Annotated in this window: 17 protein-coding genes, 1 tRNA gene and 1 pseudogene; 12 read left to right on the forward strand and 7 right to left on the reverse strand. The window is 59.8% G+C overall.

Features of this window, described 5'->3' with window-relative positions; genetic code table 11:
• Positions 1 to 63: 63 nt before the first annotated feature.
• The 4 genes from RCH09_RS08630 (at position 64) to RCH09_RS08645 (ending at position 4,039) form a co-directional block, all read left to right on the forward strand.
• Positions 64 to 1,047 (forward strand): glycosyltransferase family 2 protein, encoded by a 984-nt coding sequence (locus RCH09_RS08630; RefSeq protein WP_326940666.1) that lies wholly within the window; start codon positions 64 to 66, stop codon positions 1,045 to 1,047.
• Positions 1,044 to 1,937: a glycosyltransferase family 2 protein gene (locus tag RCH09_RS08635; RefSeq protein WP_326940667.1), complete on the forward strand. Its 894-nt coding sequence runs from the start codon at positions 1,044 to 1,046 to the stop codon at positions 1,935 to 1,937. The genes RCH09_RS08630 and RCH09_RS08635 overlap by 4 nt, the downstream gene beginning before the upstream one ends.
• A complete protein-coding gene (locus RCH09_RS08640; RefSeq protein ID WP_326940668.1) occupies positions 1,930 to 2,829 on the forward strand; it encodes an NAD-dependent epimerase/dehydratase family protein in 900 nt (299 codons plus the stop codon). Before RCH09_RS08635 ends, RCH09_RS08640 begins: the two co-directional genes overlap by 8 nt.
• 244 nt (positions 2,830 to 3,073) lie before the next feature.
• The gene (locus RCH09_RS08645) at positions 3,074 to 4,039 is read left to right on the forward strand and encodes a GGDEF domain-containing protein (protein ID WP_326940669.1); all 966 of its coding nucleotides are present in this window, start codon (positions 3,074 to 3,076) and stop codon (positions 4,037 to 4,039) included.
• Between the two features lie 219 nt (positions 4,040 to 4,258).
• Here the strand turns inward: RCH09_RS08645 and RCH09_RS08650 are convergent, their stop codons facing one another.
• The 4 genes and pseudogenes from RCH09_RS08650 to RCH09_RS08665 form a co-directional block, all read right to left on the reverse strand.
• Complete coding sequence (locus RCH09_RS08650; RefSeq protein WP_326940671.1) at positions 4,259 to 6,103, reverse strand: GtrA family protein; 1,845 nt, start codon at positions 6,101 to 6,103, stop codon at positions 4,259 to 4,261.
• Positions 6,096 to 6,992 (reverse strand): annotated as a pseudogene (locus RCH09_RS08655) (glycosyltransferase family 2 protein); the annotation flags it as partial. The pseudogene RCH09_RS08655 and the gene RCH09_RS08650, both read right to left, overlap by 8 nt.
• Positions 6,993 to 7,031: 39 nt before the next feature.
• Positions 7,032 to 8,057 (reverse strand): IS30 family transposase, encoded by a 1,026-nt coding sequence (locus RCH09_RS08660; RefSeq protein ID WP_326940672.1) that lies wholly within the window; start codon positions 8,055 to 8,057, stop codon positions 7,032 to 7,034.
• Positions 8,058 to 8,301: 244 nt separating this feature from the next.
• A complete protein-coding gene (locus RCH09_RS08665) occupies positions 8,302 to 9,135 on the reverse strand; it encodes a sulfurtransferase (RefSeq protein ID WP_326940673.1) in 834 nt (277 codons plus the stop codon).
• Between the two features lie 78 nt (positions 9,136 to 9,213).
• Here RCH09_RS08665 and dnaE point away from each other — a divergent pair, with 78 nt between their 5' ends.
• On the forward strand, positions 9,214 to 12,666 hold the full coding sequence (gene dnaE, locus RCH09_RS08670) for a DNA polymerase III subunit alpha (RefSeq protein WP_326940674.1): 3,453 nt from the start codon (positions 9,214 to 9,216) through the stop codon (positions 12,664 to 12,666).
• A gap of 6 nt (positions 12,667 to 12,672) precedes the next feature.
• On the opposite strand, the gene RCH09_RS08675 is transcribed toward dnaE, so the two are convergent.
• A complete protein-coding gene (locus RCH09_RS08675; protein ID WP_326940734.1) occupies positions 12,673 to 13,473 on the reverse strand; it encodes a glycosyltransferase family 2 protein in 801 nt (266 codons plus the stop codon).
• Positions 13,474 to 13,683: 210 nt separating this feature from the next.
• Here RCH09_RS08675 and msbA point away from each other — a divergent pair, with 210 nt between their 5' ends.
• Together msbA and waaF are read left to right on the forward strand one after the other, a co-directional pair.
• On the forward strand, positions 13,684 to 15,420 hold the full coding sequence (gene msbA, locus RCH09_RS08680) for a lipid A export permease/ATP-binding protein MsbA (protein WP_326940675.1): 1,737 nt from the start codon (positions 13,684 to 13,686) through the stop codon (positions 15,418 to 15,420).
• Positions 15,420 to 16,439 (forward strand): lipopolysaccharide heptosyltransferase II, encoded by a 1,020-nt coding sequence (gene waaF / locus RCH09_RS08685; RefSeq protein ID WP_326940676.1) that lies wholly within the window; start codon positions 15,420 to 15,422, stop codon positions 16,437 to 16,439. Before msbA ends, waaF begins: the two co-directional genes overlap by 1 nt.
• On the opposite strand, the gene trmB is transcribed toward waaF, so the two are convergent.
• The gene (trmB, locus tag RCH09_RS08690; RefSeq protein WP_326940677.1) at positions 16,440 to 17,159 is read right to left on the reverse strand and encodes a tRNA (guanosine(46)-N7)-methyltransferase TrmB; all 720 of its coding nucleotides are present in this window, start codon (positions 17,157 to 17,159) and stop codon (positions 16,440 to 16,442) included. It abuts the gene before it with no gap.
• A 73-nt stretch (positions 17,160 to 17,232) separates the two neighbouring features.
• Positions 17,233 to 17,306, reverse strand: a tRNA-Gly gene (locus RCH09_RS08695).
• 108 nt (positions 17,307 to 17,414) lie between these two features.
• On the opposite strand from RCH09_RS08695, the gene RCH09_RS08700 reads away from it, so the two are divergent.
• From RCH09_RS08700 to RCH09_RS08720, 5 genes are read left to right on the forward strand one after another with little or no spacing between them, the layout of a single operon-like run.
• Positions 17,415 to 18,440 (forward strand): glycosyltransferase, encoded by a 1,026-nt coding sequence (locus RCH09_RS08700; protein ID WP_326940678.1) that lies wholly within the window; start codon positions 17,415 to 17,417, stop codon positions 18,438 to 18,440.
• Positions 18,440 to 19,582 (forward strand): NAD(P)/FAD-dependent oxidoreductase, encoded by a 1,143-nt coding sequence (locus RCH09_RS08705; protein ID WP_326940679.1) that lies wholly within the window; start codon positions 18,440 to 18,442, stop codon positions 19,580 to 19,582. The genes RCH09_RS08700 and RCH09_RS08705 overlap by 1 nt, the downstream gene beginning before the upstream one ends.
• A gap of 24 nt (positions 19,583 to 19,606) precedes the next feature.
• Entirely contained in the window at positions 19,607 to 20,401 is a 795-nt protein-coding gene (locus RCH09_RS08710) for a pyridine nucleotide transhydrogenase (protein ID WP_326940680.1), read from the forward strand.
• Positions 20,398 to 21,234, forward strand: a complete 837-nt coding sequence (locus RCH09_RS08715) for a sugar phosphate isomerase/epimerase family protein (RefSeq protein WP_326940681.1) — start codon at positions 20,398 to 20,400, stop codon at positions 21,232 to 21,234. The genes RCH09_RS08710 and RCH09_RS08715 overlap by 4 nt, the downstream gene beginning before the upstream one ends.
• Positions 21,231 to 21,587 carry an EamA family transporter gene (locus RCH09_RS08720; RefSeq protein ID WP_326940682.1) on the forward strand — a complete coding sequence of 119 codons (357 nt, stop codon included), beginning with the start codon at positions 21,231 to 21,233 and terminating at the stop codon, positions 21,585 to 21,587. The genes RCH09_RS08715 and RCH09_RS08720 overlap by 4 nt, the downstream gene beginning before the upstream one ends.
• Positions 21,588 to 21,589: the final 2 nt, after the last annotated feature.

Consider the following 21,589-nt stretch of genomic DNA (forward strand, 5'->3'; position numbering starts at 1 on the left):
TCTGACGGCGGCCGGTGACGCCCGTGTCGTGTTCCACATGAAAGCGTATTAGGCATGCGGAGCTTGAGCGACAAGGTATCGGTCATCGTCGTGAACTGGAACGGCGAGGCATTTTTGGAGCGGTGTCTCAACGCGCTGCTGGCGCAAACCATTCCGCCGCACGAAATTCTGGTGGTCGATAACGCCAGTGCCGACGCGTCGCTGGAATTGCTGGGTCGATTCCCAACGATACGACTGCTCGCCCAGACGGAAAACACCGGTTTTGCACGCGGTAATAACCTGGCATTGCGCGCGGCATCGCCGCAGTCGACCTGGGTGGCGCTGATGAATCCGGATGCCTTCGCCGATCCCGGCTGGCTTGCCGCGTTACTGGCTGCGACGGTCGCGTATCCGGACGTGGATGCCTTTGGCAGCAAGCTGCTCAAGGCGCACGATGCCACCGTTCTGGATGGCATCGGCGACGTGTATCACCTGTCCGGTCTGGTCTGGCGCTCCGGGCATGGAATGCCGGCCACCGACGATGCCGACGCCCCAACGGAAATCTTTGCAGCCTGCGCGGCCGCCGCGCTCTATCGCCGTAGCGTGCTGGACCAGTTGGGCGGCTTTGACGAAGACTATTTTTGTTATGTCGAAGACGTCGATCTCGGCTTCCGGCTTCGGCTGGCGGGCTACCGCTGCTTCCATGTGCCGCAATCCGTCGTGCATCATGTCGGGTCAGGGACGACCGGCGGACAGCATAGCGAATTTGCGATTTATCACGGCCATCGGAATCTGGTCTGGACCTTCATCAAGGATATGCCTGGGCCGCTGTTCTGGCTGTTTCTGCCGCTGCATTTGCTGCTCAATCTTGGGACCGTTATCTGGTTCGCATGGCAAGGGCGCGGCGCGGTGATACTGCGCGCAAAACGTGACGCCTTGCTGGGCGTGCCAGCAGCGTGGCGCAAGCGACGGCAGATTCAACGCGCGCGTGTCGCTTCAATTGCCAGTATCTGGAGAATGCTGGACCGACGCCTGCGCCTCACAAAAGCCAATCGGACCGAACCATGACCGCCACCATTTCCACCATCATCGTCAACTACAACGCCGGTGCCTACCTGCGCGGGTGTGTCGATGCCTTGCTGGCTTGCCCGCTTGAGATTGATGTCATCGTGGTCGACAATGCCTCGGCCGATGACAGCCTGGCGGCGCTGGCCGGTTTGCCGCACGTGCAAATCATCCGCAATGCCAGCAACATGGGCTTTGCGGCGGCCTGCAATATCGGCGCGCGCGCCGCGGTCGCACCGTATCTGCTGTTCCTGAACCCCGATTGCTATTTCGCGCCGGGCACCCTGTCGGTCCTGCTCGACGGCTTGCGCGCGGACCCGCAAGCCGGCATGGCGGGCGGACTGCTGCTCAACAGCGACGGCACCGAACAGGCCGGCGGCCGGCGTGCGATTCCAACGCCATGGCGTTCGTTCGTGCGGGCCTTTGGCCTGACGCGCTTTTCGCAGCGCTGGCCGCGCCTGTTCTACGATTTTCATCTGCACAAGCAGCCGTTGCCCGACCATGCGGTCGAGGTCGAGGCCATTTCCGGCGCCTGCATGCTGGTCAGTCGCACCGCCATGGAACAGGTAGGGCTGTGGGATGACGCGTACTTCCTGCATTGCGAAGACCTCGACTGGTGCATGCGCTTTCGTCAGCATGGCTGGAAAATCCTGTTCGTCCCGCAAGCCAGGATCAATCACGCGCTCGGCGTGTGCGGCAGCAGCCGGCCGGTGTTTGTCGAATGGCACAAGCACAAAGGCATGATGCGGTTTTACCGCAAGTTCTTTCGCCACCAGTATCCGGGCGTCCTGATGGCGTTGGTGACGCTGGGCGTCTGGCTGCGCTTCGCGCTGGTGGCGACTGTGCATGTGCTGAAACGATGGCTGCGGCAAGGCACGGTCAAGCGTGACTGAGGTCGAGCACGCCGGGCGGGTCGGCGTCTTTGGTGCGACCAGCCTGGTCGGCGCCTGCCTGCTGCCGACATTGGTCGCGGCCGGTTGGCCGGTGACGGCCTGGACGCGCCAGTCGCCAGGTCCGGATGCCGACGGGGTGCAATGGCGCTCGCTGGGCGACGCCGCTGCCGTTGTATCGAGCGCGTCAGGGCAGCACATCGCCAGCTGGATCTGCGTTGCACCGATCTGGGTGTTGCCGGCCTATTTCAAGATGCTTGAAGCACACGGCGCCCGCCGCGTGGTCGCGCTCTCGTCGACCAGCCGTTTTACCAAGGACGATTCCAGCGATCTGCAGGAGCAGGCGATCGCACGGCGACTGGTTGAGGCCGAAGAGCAGCTGCAGGACTGGGCACAACAACGCGGTATCGAGTGGGTCATCTTGCGGCCAACCCTGATCTACGGCCTCGGACGCGACAAGAACGTCGCCGAGATCGCACGGGTGATCCGGCGCTTCGGAATTTTCCCGCTGTTTGGCAAAGCCACCGGATTGCGCCAACCGGTGCACGCGGCCGATGTGGCGCAGGCTTGCAGTGCCGCGCTGCGCAGTCCGACGGCGGCGAACCGCACCTACAACATTGCCGGTGGCGAAACGCTTGGCTATCGCGAGATGGTGAGCCGGATTTTTTCCGCACTCGGCCGCACACCGAGGCTGGTGACCGTGCCATTGTGGCTGTTTGCTGCCATGGTGATGCTGTTGCGTCGGCTGCCGCGCTATCGGCAGTGGACGACGGCAATGGCACAGCGGATGAATCGCGACCTGGTGTTCGATCATGCCGAGGCGATGCGCGACCTGTCTTTTCGCCCGCGTCCGTTCGCACCGTCGGCGGCCGACGTGGATGAAAAGCGCCGATAGACCGGCAAAAATAGGGCGCTCTGGTCCGTGCCCAACATTCTGTGGGCAAACAAACAACACGTCGTGCCCCTGCGTTGACCAATTTTCATTAATTCACAGTTGAACCGGGGTTCGCCGACTATAATGTTGTTCCAGAGAATAATTCTTGTTCGCAATGTCAGACGTAATGACCCACCCTGCCGCCCCACCTTCGGAGTCTGCACCGCCGCTGTCATCGCATGATGTCGGTGGTACGCGTGCGTCCATGGCTGCGGCGACAAAAGTCATTGATACGCTGTCGGAACAGAGCTACCACGACTTTGTGCGCGCTGCGCGCGCTTTGTGCGGCGCATCGCTCGCGTTGATCAATCTGCTCGACCAGGACGGGCAGTGGCAACGTGCACATGCCGGCGTCGCGCTGACCCAGGCCCTCAGGACGCTTCCGCCAGACTTTGTCGCTCGCGCGGATGGCGAAAAATTGCTGATGGTGGAAGACATCCACGCCGATCCACGCTTTGCCGACAGCGCGCTGCGCCAGCTGACGCCGCGCATCGCGTTCTGCGCCGTGGCCATGCTGGCCGATAGTGAAGGCGTGCCGATTGGCAGTTTGCTGGTGTTTGATCCGGCACCGCTGCAACTGTCCGATTCCCAGCACGAGGCATTGTGTTCGCTGGCGCGCCAGGTGGTGGCACAGCTGGAAGCGCGTCGCTGCATTGCCCGCCTTGAAGACATGCTGGAACGGCTGGAGATCATTAGCGCCACCGACGCACTGACCGGGCTGCAGAACCGGCGTGCCCTGGAGGACCGCATCAGCCAGGAATTCGACCGGGCCCGGCGTTATGACGCGCCGCTGTCATTCCTGATGCTGGACGTGGATTTTTTCAAGCAGTTCAATACCCGCAACGGCCACCTGGCTGGCGACCGCATGCTGGGACAGATTGCCACCGTGCTGCAACAGGCCACACGCGGCCAGGACACGCTGGCGCGTTTCGGCGGCGAGGAGTTCGCCGTGGTCCTGCCCAACACCCGCCGCGATGGCGCACTGGTGCTGGCAGAACGCTATCGTGCAGCGATCGAGGCAATGGCGGTCGAGGGCGTGACGGTGAGCATTGGCGTGGCAACCATGACGCCGTCGATGCTGTTGTCCACCGAGCTGGTGGGCGAGGCGGACCGCGCATTGTATTGCGCCAAGGATGGTGGGCGGAATCGGGTCATCGGGGCTGGCAACTGAGGTGCCGATCCCGACAGCGGTCTGGTGAACACCGTCACCATCACGGCGGCCAATGTGGCGGATAACGCCTAGTTGTCCGCGTTGCACGGCGAGTAGCAAACGGTGTTTGCCGATGCGGGCTACACCCGGTGCCGACAAGCGCGAAGAACGGCAGGATGTCACGGTGGGCTGGCAGATCGCTGAATACGGTAAGTTATAAATCCTGATTGTGTTAAACCTCTATTTTTCCAACGGCACAAATTCAGAGCAATTCGAAGTAAGGGTTGCCGTCACATCTTTGCCGCTACCTCCATCGAACCTGAGAAATTTCTTCGGGCCTGCAGTCTTGCAGAATTCCGGTATAAGCTCTGATTCAGGCTTGTCGGTTTTCACGATGATTGAATCATCCAGAAAAATCAGTCTGATCGAATTGCCTTCATTGAAAGAAAACGGATTCGCCCAAGGTTCGACGCCGCTGATAAATACCGTTTCCCCGTGCTGAATTGGTGCCAAGAGCATTTGAGCAGCAACCACTTGGGCATGCGCAACCTCTCCTTTGCTAAGGACAAAGTTGACGATATTGGTGCGGAAATTGGTATAAAAGGGGGCTGCCAACAGAACTGCGGCTATGCTAACAGCAGAAATCGTAGATACCCGCTGGCGTCCGACCATGGCACCAATGGCCAACGCCAAAAGGAAATGCGGTGCATACAGGTAAAGGGTATCTAGGTGAGCCGTTAATAACAGCGTCGGGCCGAGCAGGATAGCGAAACCAAGTAGTCCAAAGACGATTGGACGCCAGCCCTCTTTGTAAGCGAATCCGGTGCCAATTACCAGCGCAAAAACAATTCCTCCGAATACCTCGTTGCCAACCGCATGATGATATAAGGCCTCCCCGAAGTAGTACCAAAGCGTGGATAGAATGCTGATCGGCGAGAGGTTTAGAGAATATGCACCATCAATCTTTGCCATCGTATAGAGTCGCGCATACGCCACCAAGTAGACCAGAAACACTATCCCATAAGGTGCAAGTTGCCTTGTTGCATCTTTTACCTTCTGACGCTCGGCAACGATCCCCATTACGAATAGAAGCGCGATCATGCCGAGCGCAAACTCCTTGGTTCGGATCGCCAGCACGTAGCACAGAACGCCCACGACATCCAACCAGATATTCGAGCGCTTCAGCGCAAGTTGTCTGAAAAAGAGTACCGCCAAGCATAATGTTGCGCCCAGCACGTCGAAGATCGCTGCAGCCCAACCGATCGCGCCGATGGTTGAAAACCAGGTTGCCGCAAGTATGGCGCCGAGCAATGCACTTCTCATTGGCATGTACCGCATCGCAATGGCAAAAAGCAGAATACAATTCAGAAGATGCAGCACCAGCAGTGAAGCGTGTATCGCGACATAATTAAGGCTAAAAATCTGATACATTGCCATGATGAACAGCCCACCTACCGGGCGGTCGTTATATATCAAAATTGGCAGCACATTGAAATATGTTTCAAGTGTCCAGAAATGAGCGCGACTCAGCCAGTTCCAATCATCAGCAAGGAAAAAATGGCGTGGGTCGAGAAGCCACCAACTATAAGAAACTGCACAAATGACGATCATCACGATCGCAAGAAGCATTTGCGTACGTCGGTTTATACGCAACCATATAGGAATCGTTGGGTTCTTCGCTCCAAACGTCAAAATGGCATTGAGAAAATAGTTTGAGCTGAGAATCAAGGAGGTAGTGACCAATTGGGCGACAATATAACGCACAGAAAAAAGATCGACTAACACGTACATGAGCGCTGCATTCAGTAGCAAACTGACAGCAGCTATTGCAAAGAAGGACGGTGCCGTTTTTGAATATGCTGCGGTGCTGCGGAAGGTGACTCGGTGATTGAGGATAAAATTAATAACAGCACCAGCTACGGATCCAACTATTGATCCGGTTATCGCGTGAAACCGGAATTGTTCGACCAACAGCAACAAAATTGAATAATGCACCAGCGTGCCAGCGGCACCCACCAGAGCGTAAATGCCAAACTGACGGAGGGATAACCTTTTTGGCTGAATCGTTGCATTAAAATTAATCATTTCGTTTTGTCTCGATCTTGGAATTGTACGTTTTTCTAATCACATAGAGCGGCCGCTGTTTGGACTCCATGTAAATGCGGCCGATGTATTCTCCCAGGACACCAATTCCCATCAGTTGTAGGCTACCGAAGAACAGAACGGCCACCAGCAGCGATGCATAGCCCGGCACATCAATGCCATGAATCAATGTCCTCACGACGATATACGTACCATACAAAAAGGTAGTTACGGCACCGACCGCACCAATATAGACCCAGAATTTGAGGGGTGCGGTACTGAAGCTGGTAATGCCCTCAAGCGCAAAATTCCACAGCTTCCAGCCGGAAAATTTAGTCGTGCCGGCAGTACGTGGATTGCGCACGTAATCGATGGTGACAGACTTAAAGCCGACCCAGGCAAATAGCCCCTTCATGAACCGTTGGCGCTCCGGTAGGCTTTTTAGGACATCAACCGCGACACGATCCATCAACCGGAAATCACCCACATTCTCGGGGATTTTGGGGTGCGAGATTCGATTGTGGAAGCGATAGAACATGCCGGCGGTTGTGCGCTTCATGAATGAATCGGAACCTCGGTCAATCCGGCGTGCCAGAACGACCTCGAAGCCAGCGCGCCATTGCTCAAGCATCGAATGAATCAGCTCGGGAGGGTCCTGCAGATCCGAGTCAATTGGTATGACGGCATCGCCTACGGTCGCGTCAATGCCAGCCGTGAGAGCAGCTTCCTTGCCGAAATTGCGGGAGAGTTCGACAACGCGAAAACGCTTATCACGCGCAGCAAGAAGAATTAGAGATGCCAAGGTGTGGTCAGTGCTTCCATCATCGACGCATACCACCTCGAAATTATAACCGTCGGCCGCATCCATAACGGCCGATATAGCCAATTGAAACTGCTCTACTCGGCGGAGTCAAGAACCAAGTGCAACACGTTAATGGATCGTAGCCGATTCGGCCTGTTTCATATTGTCGATGATTTCGCCATAGACTTCGAGCGGGCTTCGATAGTCGAGCACTTTGCGAGGGCGGGTATTCATCTGGTAAGCAATGGCGTCGAGATCGCCTTGCGTCAGTTGCGACAAGTCGGTGCCCTTGGGCATGTACTGGCGCAATAATCCGTTGGTATTTTCATTGCTGCCGCGTTGCCAAGGGCTGTGCGGATCACAGAAGTAGACGGCAACGCCGGTGTGCGCTGTCAATTCGCGGTGCCGGCTCATCTCGCGGCCCTGGTCATAGGTCATCGTCTGGCGCAACGGCGCGGCAACTCTGTTGAGTGCCTCCGTAAAGCCCGCCAATGCCGACGCAGCGCTGGCGTCAGGCATGCGCGCCAGTATCACCAGACGGGTCGTGCGTTCTACGAGCGTCCCAACCGCCGAGCGATTGAAGGCACCCTTGATTAAATCGGCTTCCCAGTGGCCGGGAATCAACCGGTCGGCCACTTCCGGCGGGCGAATGTGGAGGCTTTGCATCTCAGGGATGCCGCCACGCCGGTCTGTGCCACGTGAACGCGGGCGGCGCGTGTCGTTACCCTGGCGCAGGCAGGCAATCAGTTCGCGACGCAGTTCGCCACGGGGCATCGCGTAGAGCGCGGTGTAAATGGTTTCGTGAGAGACACGCTGACTCGGATCATTGGGATACATGCGACGCAGTGTGCCGCCGATCTGTTGTGGTGACCATCGCTGATGCAAAAAATGGGTAACGACACCAAACAATGGGCTAGCAAGATCAAGTTTGCGTACCGTGCGGGCCGTTCTGGCAGCCAGTCGGGCACGTCGGCCAGCATGCACCGGATCGTACGCCCTTGAGTCAGCGCCGCTATTGCGTCGCAACTCACGGCTGATGCTGCTCGGTGAGCGGTGCAGTGCATGGGCTATTTGTCGAATGCTTTGGCTCTGTTGTTGCATCACCATGATCGTGGCACGCTCTTCGGCTTGAAGTTGTTGGTAGTGGTTTCGCATCGCAGCACCTTATCAGAGTTGGGTGTTGCACTTCAGTTTAGAGACCGCCCTCCTTCGCCCTCGTTAAAAAACGGCGCAACAATTGAAACCAGCTTTCCTGCGTTCTGCATTCTTACCTCTTCGCGTATTAGGATTGATGCGCGCTCGCATTATAGTTAAAGGATAGGAAAACGGGGGCGAAAACCCGGACTACTTGGCATTGGGTTGCCGCTCTAGTCACCGGTAGCACTGCAGTTCCATGCGATCATCCCATGCAATGCGGGCAGTGCTTGCCCTCAACGAATTGCGGCGACAACTGCTCGCGTGGCGTCACGGTTGCGCCGCAGCCGGCGCAATGGAGCGTCGGTGTCGGCGCCAATTCCGGATTCAGCGCGGTGCGCTGATCGAACACAAAACAATCGCCGTTGTAATGCTCGCCGCCGACCTGTTCGAAATAATTCAGGATACCGCCCTCGAGCTGGAACACATTCTCGAACCCGACCTCCTGCATGTGAATCGCCGCCTTCTCGCAGCGAATGCCGCCGGTGCAAAACGTGACCACGGTGGTGCCGGCCAGCGCCGCGCGCTGCTGCGCCACCACGGCGGGAAAGTCGCTGAATTTGTCGATCCGGTAATCCAGCGTGTTGGCGAAGGTGCCGACATCGACCTCGAACGCATTGCGCGTATCCATCATCACCACCGGCCGGCCGCTGTCGTCGTGACCGGCATCGAGCCAGCGCTTGAGTACGACCGGCGTCACCGCCGGAGCGCGGCCCAGTTCCGGGCGGATCAGCGGCATTTTCATGGTGATGATCTCCGGCTTGAGCTTGACCAGCATCTTGTTGAACGGTTGTTCGGCCGACAGGCTTTCCTTGACGTGGATATCGGCAAAGCGGTGGTCGGCGCGCAGCCAGCCCAGAAATCCATCGATGGCGGCGCGGGTGCCGGCCAGGAACAGGTTGATGCCTTCCGGCGTGAGCAGGATGGTGCCTTTTAGCGCAAGCCGTTGGCACTCGGCCAGAAAAGCGGGGCGGACGGCCGCGGCATCGTCGATGCTGACGAATTTATAGGCAGCGATATTGACGTAGGGTGACAGCATGGCGGCAAATGGGGCAGGGTAACGAAGCCGCCATTATAAAGGGTGGCATGGCCCGGACCGGAGCGTAAAATACGGCCCATGACTGCACCGCACTTTACCCACCTTCGCCTCCATTCCGAATATTCCATCGTCGACGGCTTGATCCGCATCGATGATGTGGTCGACGCCGCTGCCGCCGATGCCCAGCCGGCGCTGGCCATCACCGATCTGGCCAACCTGTTCGGCATGGTCAAGTTCTACAAGGCCGCGCGCAAGAAAGGCATCAAGCCGATCATCGGCTGCGATGTCTGGATCACCAACGACGATGACCGCGACAAGCCGTCCCGGCTACTGTTGCTGGTCAAGAATTCGGCCGGTTATCTGCAATTGTGCGAACTGATTTCGCAGGCCTGGCTGTCGAACCTGCATCGCGGCCGCGCCGAGATTCGCGCCGAATGGCTGGCCCGCCTGAGTCCGTCGGACGGTTTGATCGCCTTGTCGGGCTCGCACTTCGGCGACGTCGGCATCGCCATTGAAAACGGCAATCTGGCCGCGGCCGAGCGCAATGCGCAACGCTGGGCGGCGATTTTTCCGGGCCACTTCTATATCGAAATCCAGCGCGCCGGGCAGCCCAATCAGGACGCCCAGGTACGGCAACTGGTGGCATTGGCCGCCCGCCTGCAGCTGCCGGTGGTGGCGACGCATCCGGTGCAGTTTCTGACCAAAGACGAGTTCATCGCGCACGAAGCGCGCACCTGTATTTCGGAAGGCGAGATGCTGGCCAATCCGCGCCGCAGCAAGCGTTTCAATGACCGCCAGTGCTTTACCACCCAGGCCGAAATGACGGCGCTGTTTGCCGACTTGCCGGTGGCGTTGCAGAACTCGGTCGAAATCGCCAAGCGCTGCAACCTGACGCTGGAATTGGGCAAGCCGCGCCTGCCGGATTTTCCAACCCCGGCCGGACTGACGATCGACGAATTCCTGGTGGAGGAAGCCGAACGCGGGCTGGAGGCACGCCTGCTGCAGCTGTATCCCGATCCGGAAAAGCGCGCGGCGCAGCGCCAGCGCTATGCCGATCGGCTGGCGTTCGAGACCAACACCATCATCAAGATGGGCTTTCCCGGCTACTTCCTGATCGTGGCCGATTTCATCCAGTGGGCCAAGAACAATGGCGTGCCGGTCGGTCCAGGCCGTGGTTCAGGCGCCGGTTCGCTGGTGGCGTATTCGCTGTCGATTACCGATCTCGACCCGCTCGCCTACAACCTGCTGTTCGAGCGTTTCCTCAACCCGGAACGGGTGTCGATGCCCGACTTCGACATCGACTTTTGCCAGGAAGGCCGCGACCGCGTGATCCAGTACGTCAAGGATCGCTACGGCAAGGAAGCCGTGTCGCAGATCGCCACCTTCGGCACCATGGCCGCCAAGGGCGCAGTGCGCGACGTCGGCCGGGTGCTCGACATGGGCTACAACTTCTGCGACGGGATTTCAAAACTGATCCCGTTCAAGCCCGGCAAGCTGGTCACTATCGCCGACGCCATCAAGGAAGAACCGCTGCTGGCCGAACGGCTGGAAAACGAAGACGAAGTGCGCCAGTTGCTGGAACTGGCGCAACAGGTCGAGGGCATCGCGCGCAACATCGGCATGCATGCCGGCGGCGTGCTGATCGCGCCCGGCAAGCTGACCGATTTCTGTCCGCTCTATACGCAGGGCGGCGACTCGGGCGTGGTGTCGCAGTACGACAAGGATGACGTCGAGGCGGTCGGCCTGGTCAAGTTCGACTTTTTGGGACTGACCACGCTGACGATTCTGGACTGGGCGGTGCGCTACATCAAGCGGCTCGATCCGGCCATGGCCGACTTCAGTCTGGAGAAACTGCCGTTGAATGACGCAGCGTCGTACGAGCTGCTGACCAAGGCCAAGACCGTCGCGGTGTTCCAGCTCGAAAGCCGCGGCATGCAGGGCATGCTGAAGGACGCGCGGCCCGATCGCTTCGAGGACATCATTGCGCTGGTGGCGCTGTACCGGCCGGGTCCGATGGATCTGATTCCGGACTTCTGCCGCCGCAAGCACGGCGAGCGCTTCGACTATCCCGATCCGCGCACCGAAGGCATTCTGTCCGAGACCTACGGCATCATGGTGTATCAGGAGCAGGTGATGCAGATGGCGCAGGTGGTCGGCGGCTACTCGCTGGGTGGCGCCGATTTGCTGCGCCGTGCGATGGGTAAGAAGAAGGCCGAGGAGATGGCCGAGCATCGGCAGATTTTCCGCGACGGCGCCGCCAAGGATGGCTTGTCCGAAGCCAAGGCTGACGAGATTTTCGACTTGATGGAGAAGTTCGCCGGCTACGGTTTCAACAAGTCGCATGCCGCCGCCTATGCACTGCTGGCGTATCACACCGCGTATCTGAAAGCGCATCATCCGGCCGCGTTCATGGCCGCCAACTTGTCGCTGGCGATGGACGATACCGACAAGATCCGGATTCTGGTCGAGGACGTGGTCGACGTCTGCGGCCTGACGCTGCTGCCACCGGACATCAATCTGTCGGACTACCGCTTCACGCCGGTCGGTGTGCCCGGCAAGCGCGCCACGCAAATCCGCTACGGCCTCGGCGCGGTGAAGGGATCGGGGCAGGGTGCGATCGAAGCGATTGTCGCTGCGCGCGCCAGCGGACCGTTTGTCGACCTGTTCGACTTTGCCAAACGCGTCGACAAGCGCCAGATCAACCGGCGCACGATCGATTCGCTGATCAAGGCCGGTGCGTTCGATTGCTTTGAAGTCGATCGGGCGGTTCTGCTGGCATCAGTGGGACTGGCGCTGGAAGCCGCCGAGCAGCACGAGGCGTCGATCAATCAGGTCAGCCTGTTTGGCGGCGACGACAGCGATCTCGATACGCAGCCGGGCTACGTCAAGGTCGCGCCCTGGAGCGAAAAGCAGAAACTGACCGAAGAGAAGACTGCGCTCGGGTTCTACCTGTCCGGCCATTTGTTCACGGCGTATGCGGACGAAGTGCGCCGCTTTGCGCGCACCCGGCTGGCCAATCTGGAGCCGTCGCGCGATGCGCGCATGATGGCCGGCATCATTGTCTCGGTGCGGGTGCAGATGACCCAGCGCGGCCGCATGATCATCGTCACGCTGGATGACTCCAGCGGCGCGGTGGATGTCACCGTGTACAACGAAATCTATGACGCCAACAAGGCCCTGTTCAAGGAGGATGAATTCCTCGCCGTGCTGGGCAAGGTCTCGGAGGACCGCTTCTCGGGCGGCATGCGCATCGTCGCCGAGAAGGTCATGGACATCGCGGCAGCGCGGATTCAGTATGGCAAGCAAATCGCACTGGCCTATTCAGGCAAGCTCGATGTCGCGCAGCTCAAGAATGTGCTGGCGCCCTACCGTTCACCGGCCGGGCTGCCGTTCCTGCTGCGCTACACGCAACAGGGCGTCGGCTGCGAAATGCTGCTGGCGCAGGAGTGGAAGGTCTTGCCGGCCGATGGCTTGAAGCAGGCGCTGGCCGAGAAGCTGGGTGGCGAGTGCGTCGAGTTCGAGTATTTCTGAACCCGGTCAGCGCGGCGGCTGGCCGGATTCGAAGCGCTGCGCGTCGTTGCGTCGGCCCTGTTCCGTTTCGCTCAGCAGCATCAGCTTGAAGTACTTGTGATAGGTGGTCTCGGCCGCGCACAGCGCCACCATCAAGCCGGGGCGCCCGTCCAGGAATCCGCGCTTGAACACGAATGACCGCAGGAACGCTGCCAGGCTGTGCAGCAACGCCTTGCGCAGCGTGCCGCGCTTGCCGGCCGCGAATGCCTGTTGCGCGCCGAGTTCGGAATACTGTTCCAGCTTGCGCAGAAAGTCGCCATCGTTGCGATAGCTGTAATGCACGATCGGCGCATGCAGGCGACCAGTGCTGCCGGCGTCGACAATTACCCGTTCATGCACCAGACTGTCGGAGAAGTGCGCGGTGCCACGTTGCCACAATCGCACCACATGGTCCGGATACCAGCCCGAGTGGCGAATGAAGTGGCCGCAGAAACTGGACAGGCGCGGCAGTTCCCAGGCCGCGTGGCGCCCACCCTGGATGGCTGCGAGGATTTCGTCGCGCAGCGCCGGGGTGATGCGCTCATCGGCATCGAGCGACAGTACCCATTCGCCGCGGGCGGCGGCCAGCGCACGATTCTTTTGCGGGCCAAATCCGGGCCAGTCGGCGGTGCTCATGCCGGTCGCGCCGAATTCGCGCGCCAGCGCAACGGTGCCGTCCGTGCTGCCTGAATCCACTATAATCCACTGGTTTGCAAACCTGACGCTGTCAAGGCAAGCACCGATATTCTGGGCTTCATTTTTGGTAATAATAATGACAGAGAGCTTCATCGAGCCGGGAACGGGATCGCCACTTTTTTCGTTGATCATTTTTTCCATGCCTGCGCTGGCTTTGTCTGCGCGCTTCGGAGTCGGACTGACTGAAGTCGCGCGGCGGCTGTGCTGCAAACAACTGCCGGATGCAGCCCGACGGATTGTAATCGGTTTCATTCGCGCTGCCACCCCGAGCGGCGCCCACCCACTGCTGCAACCCCCGACGCAATGACCATTTCCCCGTACCTGATGCGCCTGGCGCGCATGCTCAAGCCGTTTCGCGCCCGCCTCGGCCTGGCCTTTTTCGGCATGATGATCACCGCCTCGACCGAACCGATGTTCCCTGCCGTGATGAAGACCCTGCTCGACAAGGGCTTCACCGGCAAGTCGACAATACCGTTGTGGATGGTGCCGGTGGCGGTGATCGGCATGTTTGTGCTGCGCGGGCTGTCGACGTTCATGACCACTTACATGATGACCTGGGTCTCGACCCATCTGCTCAATATCCTGCGCCGCCAGATGTTTGCCCGGTTGCTGGACGTACCGGCGGCGTTCTATGTGAATACGTCGGTCGGTCGCGTCATCAATTCGATGATGTTCGAGGTCCAGCAGATCATCGAGATGGTGACCAAGGTATTTACCTCACTGATCCGCGACAGCCTGACCGTGATCGTGCTGCTGGCGTTTCTGCTCTGGCTGAACTGGCACCTGACCATCGTCGCGCTGGTGCTGCTGCCGCTGATGGCGCTGGTCGTGCGCACCACTGGCAAGCGCCTGCGCCGCCTGACGCGCGACTTCCTGGATGTGAATGCCGAACTCACCCAAGTGATCGAGGAAACCACCCGCGCGCAACAGGTCATCAAGATCTTTGGTGGCCACGCCTATGAACAGAGTCGCTTCGAACAACGCGCGGCCAAACTGCGCAGCTTTTCCATGCGCATGGCCAGTACCTTTGCCGCGACCGTGCCGATCACGCAGATCATGGCCGCCTGTGCGGTGGCGGTGGTGATCGTGATCGCGCTGCTGCAGTCGGAACAAAACCAGATTACCGCCGGTGGCTTCGTCTCCTTCATCACCGCCATGCTGATGCTGCTCACGCCGCTCAAGCATCTGGCCGAAGTCAACGGTCCGCTGCAACGCGGCATCGCCGCCGCCGAAGCGGTCTTCACGCTGATCGATACGCCGCCGGAGCGCAGCAACGGCAAGACACTGGAGGGCCGTGCGCAAGGCCGCATCGAATTCCGCGACGTCTCGTTCTCGTATCCGCAGCAGCAGACCCCGGCGCTATCGCACATCGACCTGGTCATCGAGCCGGGCGAAACCGTCGCCTTCGTCGGCATTTCCGGTGGCGGCAAATCGACGCTGGTCAATCTGGTGCCGGATTTCCACACCCCGCAGTCGGGCAGCATCCTGCTCGATGGCGAGGCGCTCGACACGATCGCGCTGAGCAGCCTGCGCGCCCAGATGGCGATGGTCAGCCAGAATGTGGTGCTGTTCGATGACACGGTAGCGTCGAATATCTCGTACGGCGACGCCAACCCGTCGCGCCAACGGGTCGAGGCGGCGGCCCGGGCGGCCCATCTGAGCGACATGATCGCCGCGCTGCCGCAGGGTTTCGATACCATCATTGGCGACAATGGCAGTCGCCTGTCCGGCGGCCAGCGCCAGCGCATGGCGATCGCCCGCGCCATCTATAAAGACGCGCCGATCCTGATCCTCGACGAAGCCACCTCGGCGCTCGACAACGAATCCGAACGCGCAGTACAAGCCGCACTGCTGCAGCTGATGCAGAACCGCACCACGCTGGTCATTGCGCACCGCCTGTCGACCATCGAGCGGGCCGACCGCATCGTGGTGCTGGTCGGCGGCCACATCGTCGAAATCGGCACGCACACCGAACTGCTGGCCCGCGACGGCGTCTACGCCAGCCTGTATCGCCTGCAATTTGAAACGGTCGCGGCCTGATGACCGAGCGCACGCTGATCATTTCGCCGAACTGGATCGGTGACGCCGTGATGGCGCAGCCACTGCTGCAGCTGCTAAGACGGCAGCATCCCGAGCGGCCCATCGATGTGCTGGCGCCGGCCTGGGTCGCCCCCGTGTGGCGGGCGATGGCGGAAGTCGAGACGGTGATCGAAGCGCCGTTCCGGCATGGCGCGCTGCAATTGGGCGAGCGCTGGCGCTTTGCGCGGCAATTGCGCCAACGCGGTTATGCCGCTGCCTATGTGCTGCCCAATACGCTGAAGTTTGCGCTGATCCCGTGGCTGGCCGGTATTCCAAAGCGGGTCGGCTACGTCGGCGAGAGCCGTTATGGCTTGCTTAATGTGCTGCACCGGCAAGACAAGAAAGCGCCGCGTCCGATGGTGGCGTTTTATGCGGCGCTGGCCAGTGCGCCGGTGGCCGAGGTCAGCACCGAACTGCCACGTCCGCTACTGATGGTCGCGCCGGCGCTGCGTGAATCGGCATTGGAAGCGGCCGGTTTGCAGGCCGACCGACCGCTGGTGGTGTTCGCGCCGGGCGCCGAATTCGGTGCCGCCAAGCGCTGGCCGACGACGCATTTTGCCCGGTTGGCGCAGTTGATCGTGCAGGCCGCGCCGGATGCGCAAATCGTGATCCTGGGTTCCGGCAAGGATCGCCCGGTCGGCGAAGAGATTGTGGCGCTGGCGCCAGCGGTGCGCAACCAGGCCGGCAAGACCGCACTACAGGATGCAGTCGCCATCATCGCGCAAGCCGACGCGGTGGTCAGCAACGATTCCGGATTGCTGCATATCGCCTCGGCGCTGAACCGCAAGATTGTCGCGATCTACGGACCGACCGACCCGAACCATGCGCCGCCGTTTTCAGAGGTGTCGCGTTCGCTGTATCTGGCGCTGGACTGTGCGCCGTGCCGCCAGCGCGAATGCCCGCTTGGGCATCATCGCTGCATGCAGGACATCAAGCCGGAGATGGTGCTGCAGGCCATGCAGCAGATGGATCTGGCCTGATCAGATCTTTTCGAACACCAGATCCCAGACCCCGTGGCCGAGCTTGATGCCACGATTCTCAAACTTGGTCACCGGCCGGTAAGCCGGGCGCTCGGCATAATCTGGCGCGGTATTTTTCAGCGTCGGCTCGGCGCCCAGCACCGCCAGCATTTGCTCGGCGTAGTCCTGCCAGTCGGTGGCGCAATGCAGGTAGCCGCCCGGCGCGATGCGCGAGGCCAGCAATTCGACCAGCGGCGCCTGCAACAGGCGGCGCTTGTTGTGGCGCGCCTTGTGCCAGGGATCGGGAAAGAAGACGTGCGCACCGGCCAATGACAGCGGCGCAATCATGTGTGTGAGCACTTCGACCGCGTCGTGCTGGATCAAGCGCAGATTCTGCAAATCCTGCTCGCCGATCAGCTTGAGCAAACTGCCGACGCCCGGCGTGTGGACCTCGACACCGATGAAATTTTTCTCCGGCATCAGCGCGGCAATTTTGGCGCTGGTCTCGCCCATGCCGAAGCCGATTTCGAAGATGGTCGGGGCCGCGCGGCCAAAGGCAGCGGCGGTATCCAGCGGCGCCTTCGCGTACGGAATGCAGAACTGCGGCCCCAAGGTGTCGATCGCCCGCGCCTGCGCGGTTGAGAGCCGCCCGGCGCGCGTGACGAAGCTGCGGATGCGGTGTTCGGTCGGATCGTAAAACATCGGCTTGGCGGGAGCGCCGGATTGATTGTGGTCGGTCATGTGCGGGTCTGGAAAAAAGGAGTGCCAATAAAAAAGGCACCAGCGGGCGGGTGCCTGTGTGCGCGATCCATGCTGGAGCGGGTGAAGGGAATCGAACCCTCGTCGTAAGCTTGGGAAGCTTCTGCTCTACCATTGAGCTACACCCGCGATGGCTGCATTTTACGCGGGTTTTGGCGGAGGTATGCGGTTACAATTATTCAATTTTCTCATCAACGAGAGCGCTAAATTTGCCGTTGGCGTTTGAGAGGGATTCGCATGGTGTTTTTTCCGGTTTTTCTGTCTGTGGTGTTCGTTGTGCGAAATCAGTCAGAGCATATCGAAAAAATTCTTTCCGAGGCCGCCGCTGGCATCGCCGGCCTTGTCAGCGACTATGAATTCATCATTGTCGACAACGCGTCCGACGATGACAGTATTGCCGTCCTCAAGGGCCTGACGACAGAAAAGGGCCATCCCAACCTGCAGGTTTACGCCTTGATCAAGGAAGTTGACGACGACACGGCCTCCTGGGTCGGGTTGGAAAACGCGTTGGGCGACTTCGTTGCGGTGATTGACCCCTTGGTCGACGACATCGCCTTTCTGCCGGCGATGCTCGACAAGGCAGTCAGCGGTGCAGATGTCGTGTTCGCCAAGAATGAGCAAAAAGCCGCGCAGAGCCTGGGCTATCGGGGTGCTTACGCGGTATTTAACTGGCTCTACAAATGGTTCAATAACATCCATTTGGCCGAAGAGGCGCCACAGTACCGGGTGCTGACCAAGCGCGTGATCAACTTCATTCTTCAGCACCCGCAGCCTTCCATGACCTATCGTCATCTCCCGGCCACGGGCGGATTTGCGCGCGTCAAGCTCACTTACAGTGCAACGCCTAAGATTTCGCATACCAAGCACCTGGGCGAAAGCATTGACCGGGGCATGCGCCTGCTGGTGTCGACAACCCGCCTGCCAATGCGTCTGGTCACCGTGCTCTCGCTGTTCGGCGCGATTGCCAACGTCCTGTACTCGATCTACGTCGTCGCGGTCGGCTTCCTCAAGTCCGATGTCGCGCCCGGCTGGATCAGCCTGTCGCTCCAGCAGTCCGGCATGTTCTTCCTGATCTCGCTGGTTCTTCTGGTGCTGGGCGAATACATCCTGCACATGACCAGCCTGTCGAGCGAGGGTCCGCTGTATCACGTCGGTCAGGAGTTCACCAGTGCGCGCATGACCCGTCGCGAGAAGCTCAACATCGAAGAATCCGCGCCAGCGACCTTGCACGGCGCCGCTATCCACGCGGAACAAGCGCCCTGATGCCGACCGCGGAGTCACTCCACGATGCAGTCATTGTCGGCGGTGGATTCTATGGCGCGGCGATTGCCATTTACCTGGCGAAACAACGCGGTTTCAAGCGCATTGTCCTGGTCGAGCGCGAACCGGCGCTGCTCAGTCGCGCGTCGTATAACAACCAGGCGCGCGTCCATAACGGATATCACTATCCGCGCAGCTTCACCACGGCCTATCGAAGCCGTGTCAATTTGCCGAAATTCGTTCGTGATTGGCCGAATGCGATAAAGCGGGATTTCACCAATCTGTACGCGATTGCGCGGCGTAATTCCAAGGTCACCGCGAAACAGTTCGAGCGCTTTTGTCGCGAGATTGGTGTCCCCATTCAGCCGGCAACCCCCGCGTTGCGCAGCCTGTTTGAATCGCGCTTGATTGAGGATGTGTTCGTGGTCGACGAATGTGCGTTCGACGCCACCGTCCTGGCCAGTTGGGCCAAGCACGAACTAAGAGAATGTGGCGTACAGATCCACCTTGCAACGCGCGCCACTGCCATCTCGGCGGGATCAGACAAGACATTGCGTGTCGTCGTGCAGCCCGATATCGGTGCCGAAGAATTGATTTCGTGCCGCTACGTATTCAACTGTACCTATAGCGGGTTGAATCAGATCAAGGGGGCGTTCACCGGCACGCGGACCGGGCTCAAGCACGAGATCGCTGAAATGGCATTGATGCGGGCGCCACCCTTGCTGCAGGGGCTGGGCATCACGGTCATGGATGGCGCTTTCTTTTCGATGATGCCGTTCCCCGCGCGCGAGCAACTCCATTCGCTGTCCCATGTCCGCTACACTCCGCATCTGCACTGGAACGACGAACAGGGTGTCGACCCCTACCAAAAACTGGATCACTACGAACAGGCAACCCGGGTTGACCGCATGGTCAGGGATGTCGGGCGCTATGTCCCGGCAGTGCTGGACGCGGTCTATGTCGAATCCTTGTTCGAGGTGAAGACCGTTCTGGTCAAGAACGAAAGCGATGATGGCAGGCCCATCCTGTTTGAAAAGTATCCCGAGATGCCGGGTTGTTACTCGGTACTGGGTGGGAAAATCGATAACATCTACGACGTGCTGGAAAAACTCGATGCCGAACAATTTACAGACCGTGCGATGTAGGAACCGTTAGATATGGAGCAAGGCATGGCTGATGCGCTGATTGGATTTTCCGGTTTCATAGGAAGTACGCTGTTGAAGCAAACGACTTTTGGGTCGCTGTATCGATCAAGTACGATTGATGAGATCGAAGGCGGCACCTTCGATACCGTTGTCTGTGCCGGCGCCCCGGCGCAGAAGTGGATGGCGAACCGCGATCCGGCGGCGGATCGCCGGAATATTGATGGCCTGATCTCCCGCCTGAAGTCCATGCAATGCAAGACGTTTGTTCTGATCAGCACCGTCGATGTGTTCACCAATCCTGTCGCTGTTAACGAAGACACGCCGGTCGACACGTCCGGCTTGCACGCGTACGGTTTGCATCGGCGCTTGCTGGAACAGGTCGTCGCGGACCACTTTGCCGATCATCTGATCGTGCGTCTGCCCGGACTGGTCGGTCCCGGCTTGCGCAAGAACGTCATCTTTGATTTTTTGAATGACAACAATATTCAGGCGATCGATAGCCGGGGAACGTTCCAGTTTTACCCAACCGTGAATCTCTGGTCCGATATCCAGACCGCACGCCACGCCGGCTTGAAGCTGGTGCATCTGACGGCAGCACCGATCAGCGTGGCAGAGGTGTCGAGGCAGGGTTTTGGCAAGCCGTTCGAGCATGCGCTGGAGGGCGTTGCCGCAACCTACGACATGCAAACCCGTTACGCGAACATCTTTGGTGCGCCCGGCAATTACCAGTACAGCAGCCGTGAAACAATCCAGGCGGTTCGGGCCTATGCCCAGTCGGAAGCGCGCACGATCAAGTCCGCGCAAGGCACGAATCCATGAGGCTGGCCATTTCCAATATTGCGTGGGATGTCGCGGAAGATGAAGCCATCGCCACACTGCTGCAGCGCCATGGCATTGATGCCATCGATATCGCCCCGGGCAAGTATTTCCCTGAGCCGGCCGAGGCCACGGAGCACGGCATGGCGCGCGTAAAACGATGGTGGGCCGAGCGCGGCATTGAAATCACCGGGATGCAGGCCTTGTTGTTCGGCACGGTCGGTTTGAATCTGTTTGGGGCGACTACGGTGCAGGACGCCATGCTGCAACATCTGCGTGCCGTTTGTCGTATCGGCGCAGGCCTGGGTGCAACACGCGTGGTCTTTGGCTCGCCAAAAAACCGCGATCGCACCGGATTGAGCGACCAGGAAACGATGGCTGTCGCGGTGCCTTTTTTTCAGCGGCTTGGCGACATCGCTGCTTTTTACGGGGTGACAATCTGCCTCGAACCCAATCCCCCTTGCTACGGTACTAATTTCATGACCACCAGTGCGGAAACGGCAGACGTCGTGCAGCAGGTTGCACACCCCGCAATCAGGATGCAGTTCGACACGGGTTCCCTGACCATTAACGGCGAAGCGCCCGCCACCGTCGCGCACGACTATGCCGCGCTGATCGGGCACGTGCACGCCAGTGAGCCCGATTTGCGACCTCTGGGTGAGTGCGGAACCGACCATGACAAGTTTGCTGCTGCACTGAGACAGTACTTGCCAGTTCACCTGGTCTCGATCGAGATGCTCGCCACAAAAGATGAGCCGCATGCCGTGTCGATCGAACGGGCATTGAATGTGGCTGTGCGCCACTACCGGGATCACAGCCCTGGAGCCAGCGTATGAAGTGGCTCATCCTGATACTCGGCATTGCCTCGAATGCCTCCGCCAGTGTGCTGGTGAAGATGGCCATGATGCCCCCTCGCAAATTTCCGTCGCTCGCCGATCCGCTGTCGGCGTTGCACAATTGGCCGTTCTGGCTGGGGCTCGGACTGTACGGTGCTGCGTTCCTGCTCTATGCCGCGGCACTGGCGCGTTTGCCGTTGAATGTGGCGCATCCGATCCTGACCGCTGGCGCGGTGGCGTCGGTGGCGTTGTGTTCGCTGCTGATTTTTCGTGAACCGTTTCATTGGACAACCGGAGCCGGAATCGCCTTGGTGATCGCGGGCGTCGCGTTAATCACTGCACACGTAGCCTGAGG

Source organism: Actimicrobium sp. GrIS 1.19, assembly GCF_035984655.1.
In the GTDB taxonomy this organism is placed as follows: domain Bacteria; phylum Pseudomonadota; class Gammaproteobacteria; order Burkholderiales; family Burkholderiaceae_D; genus Actimicrobium.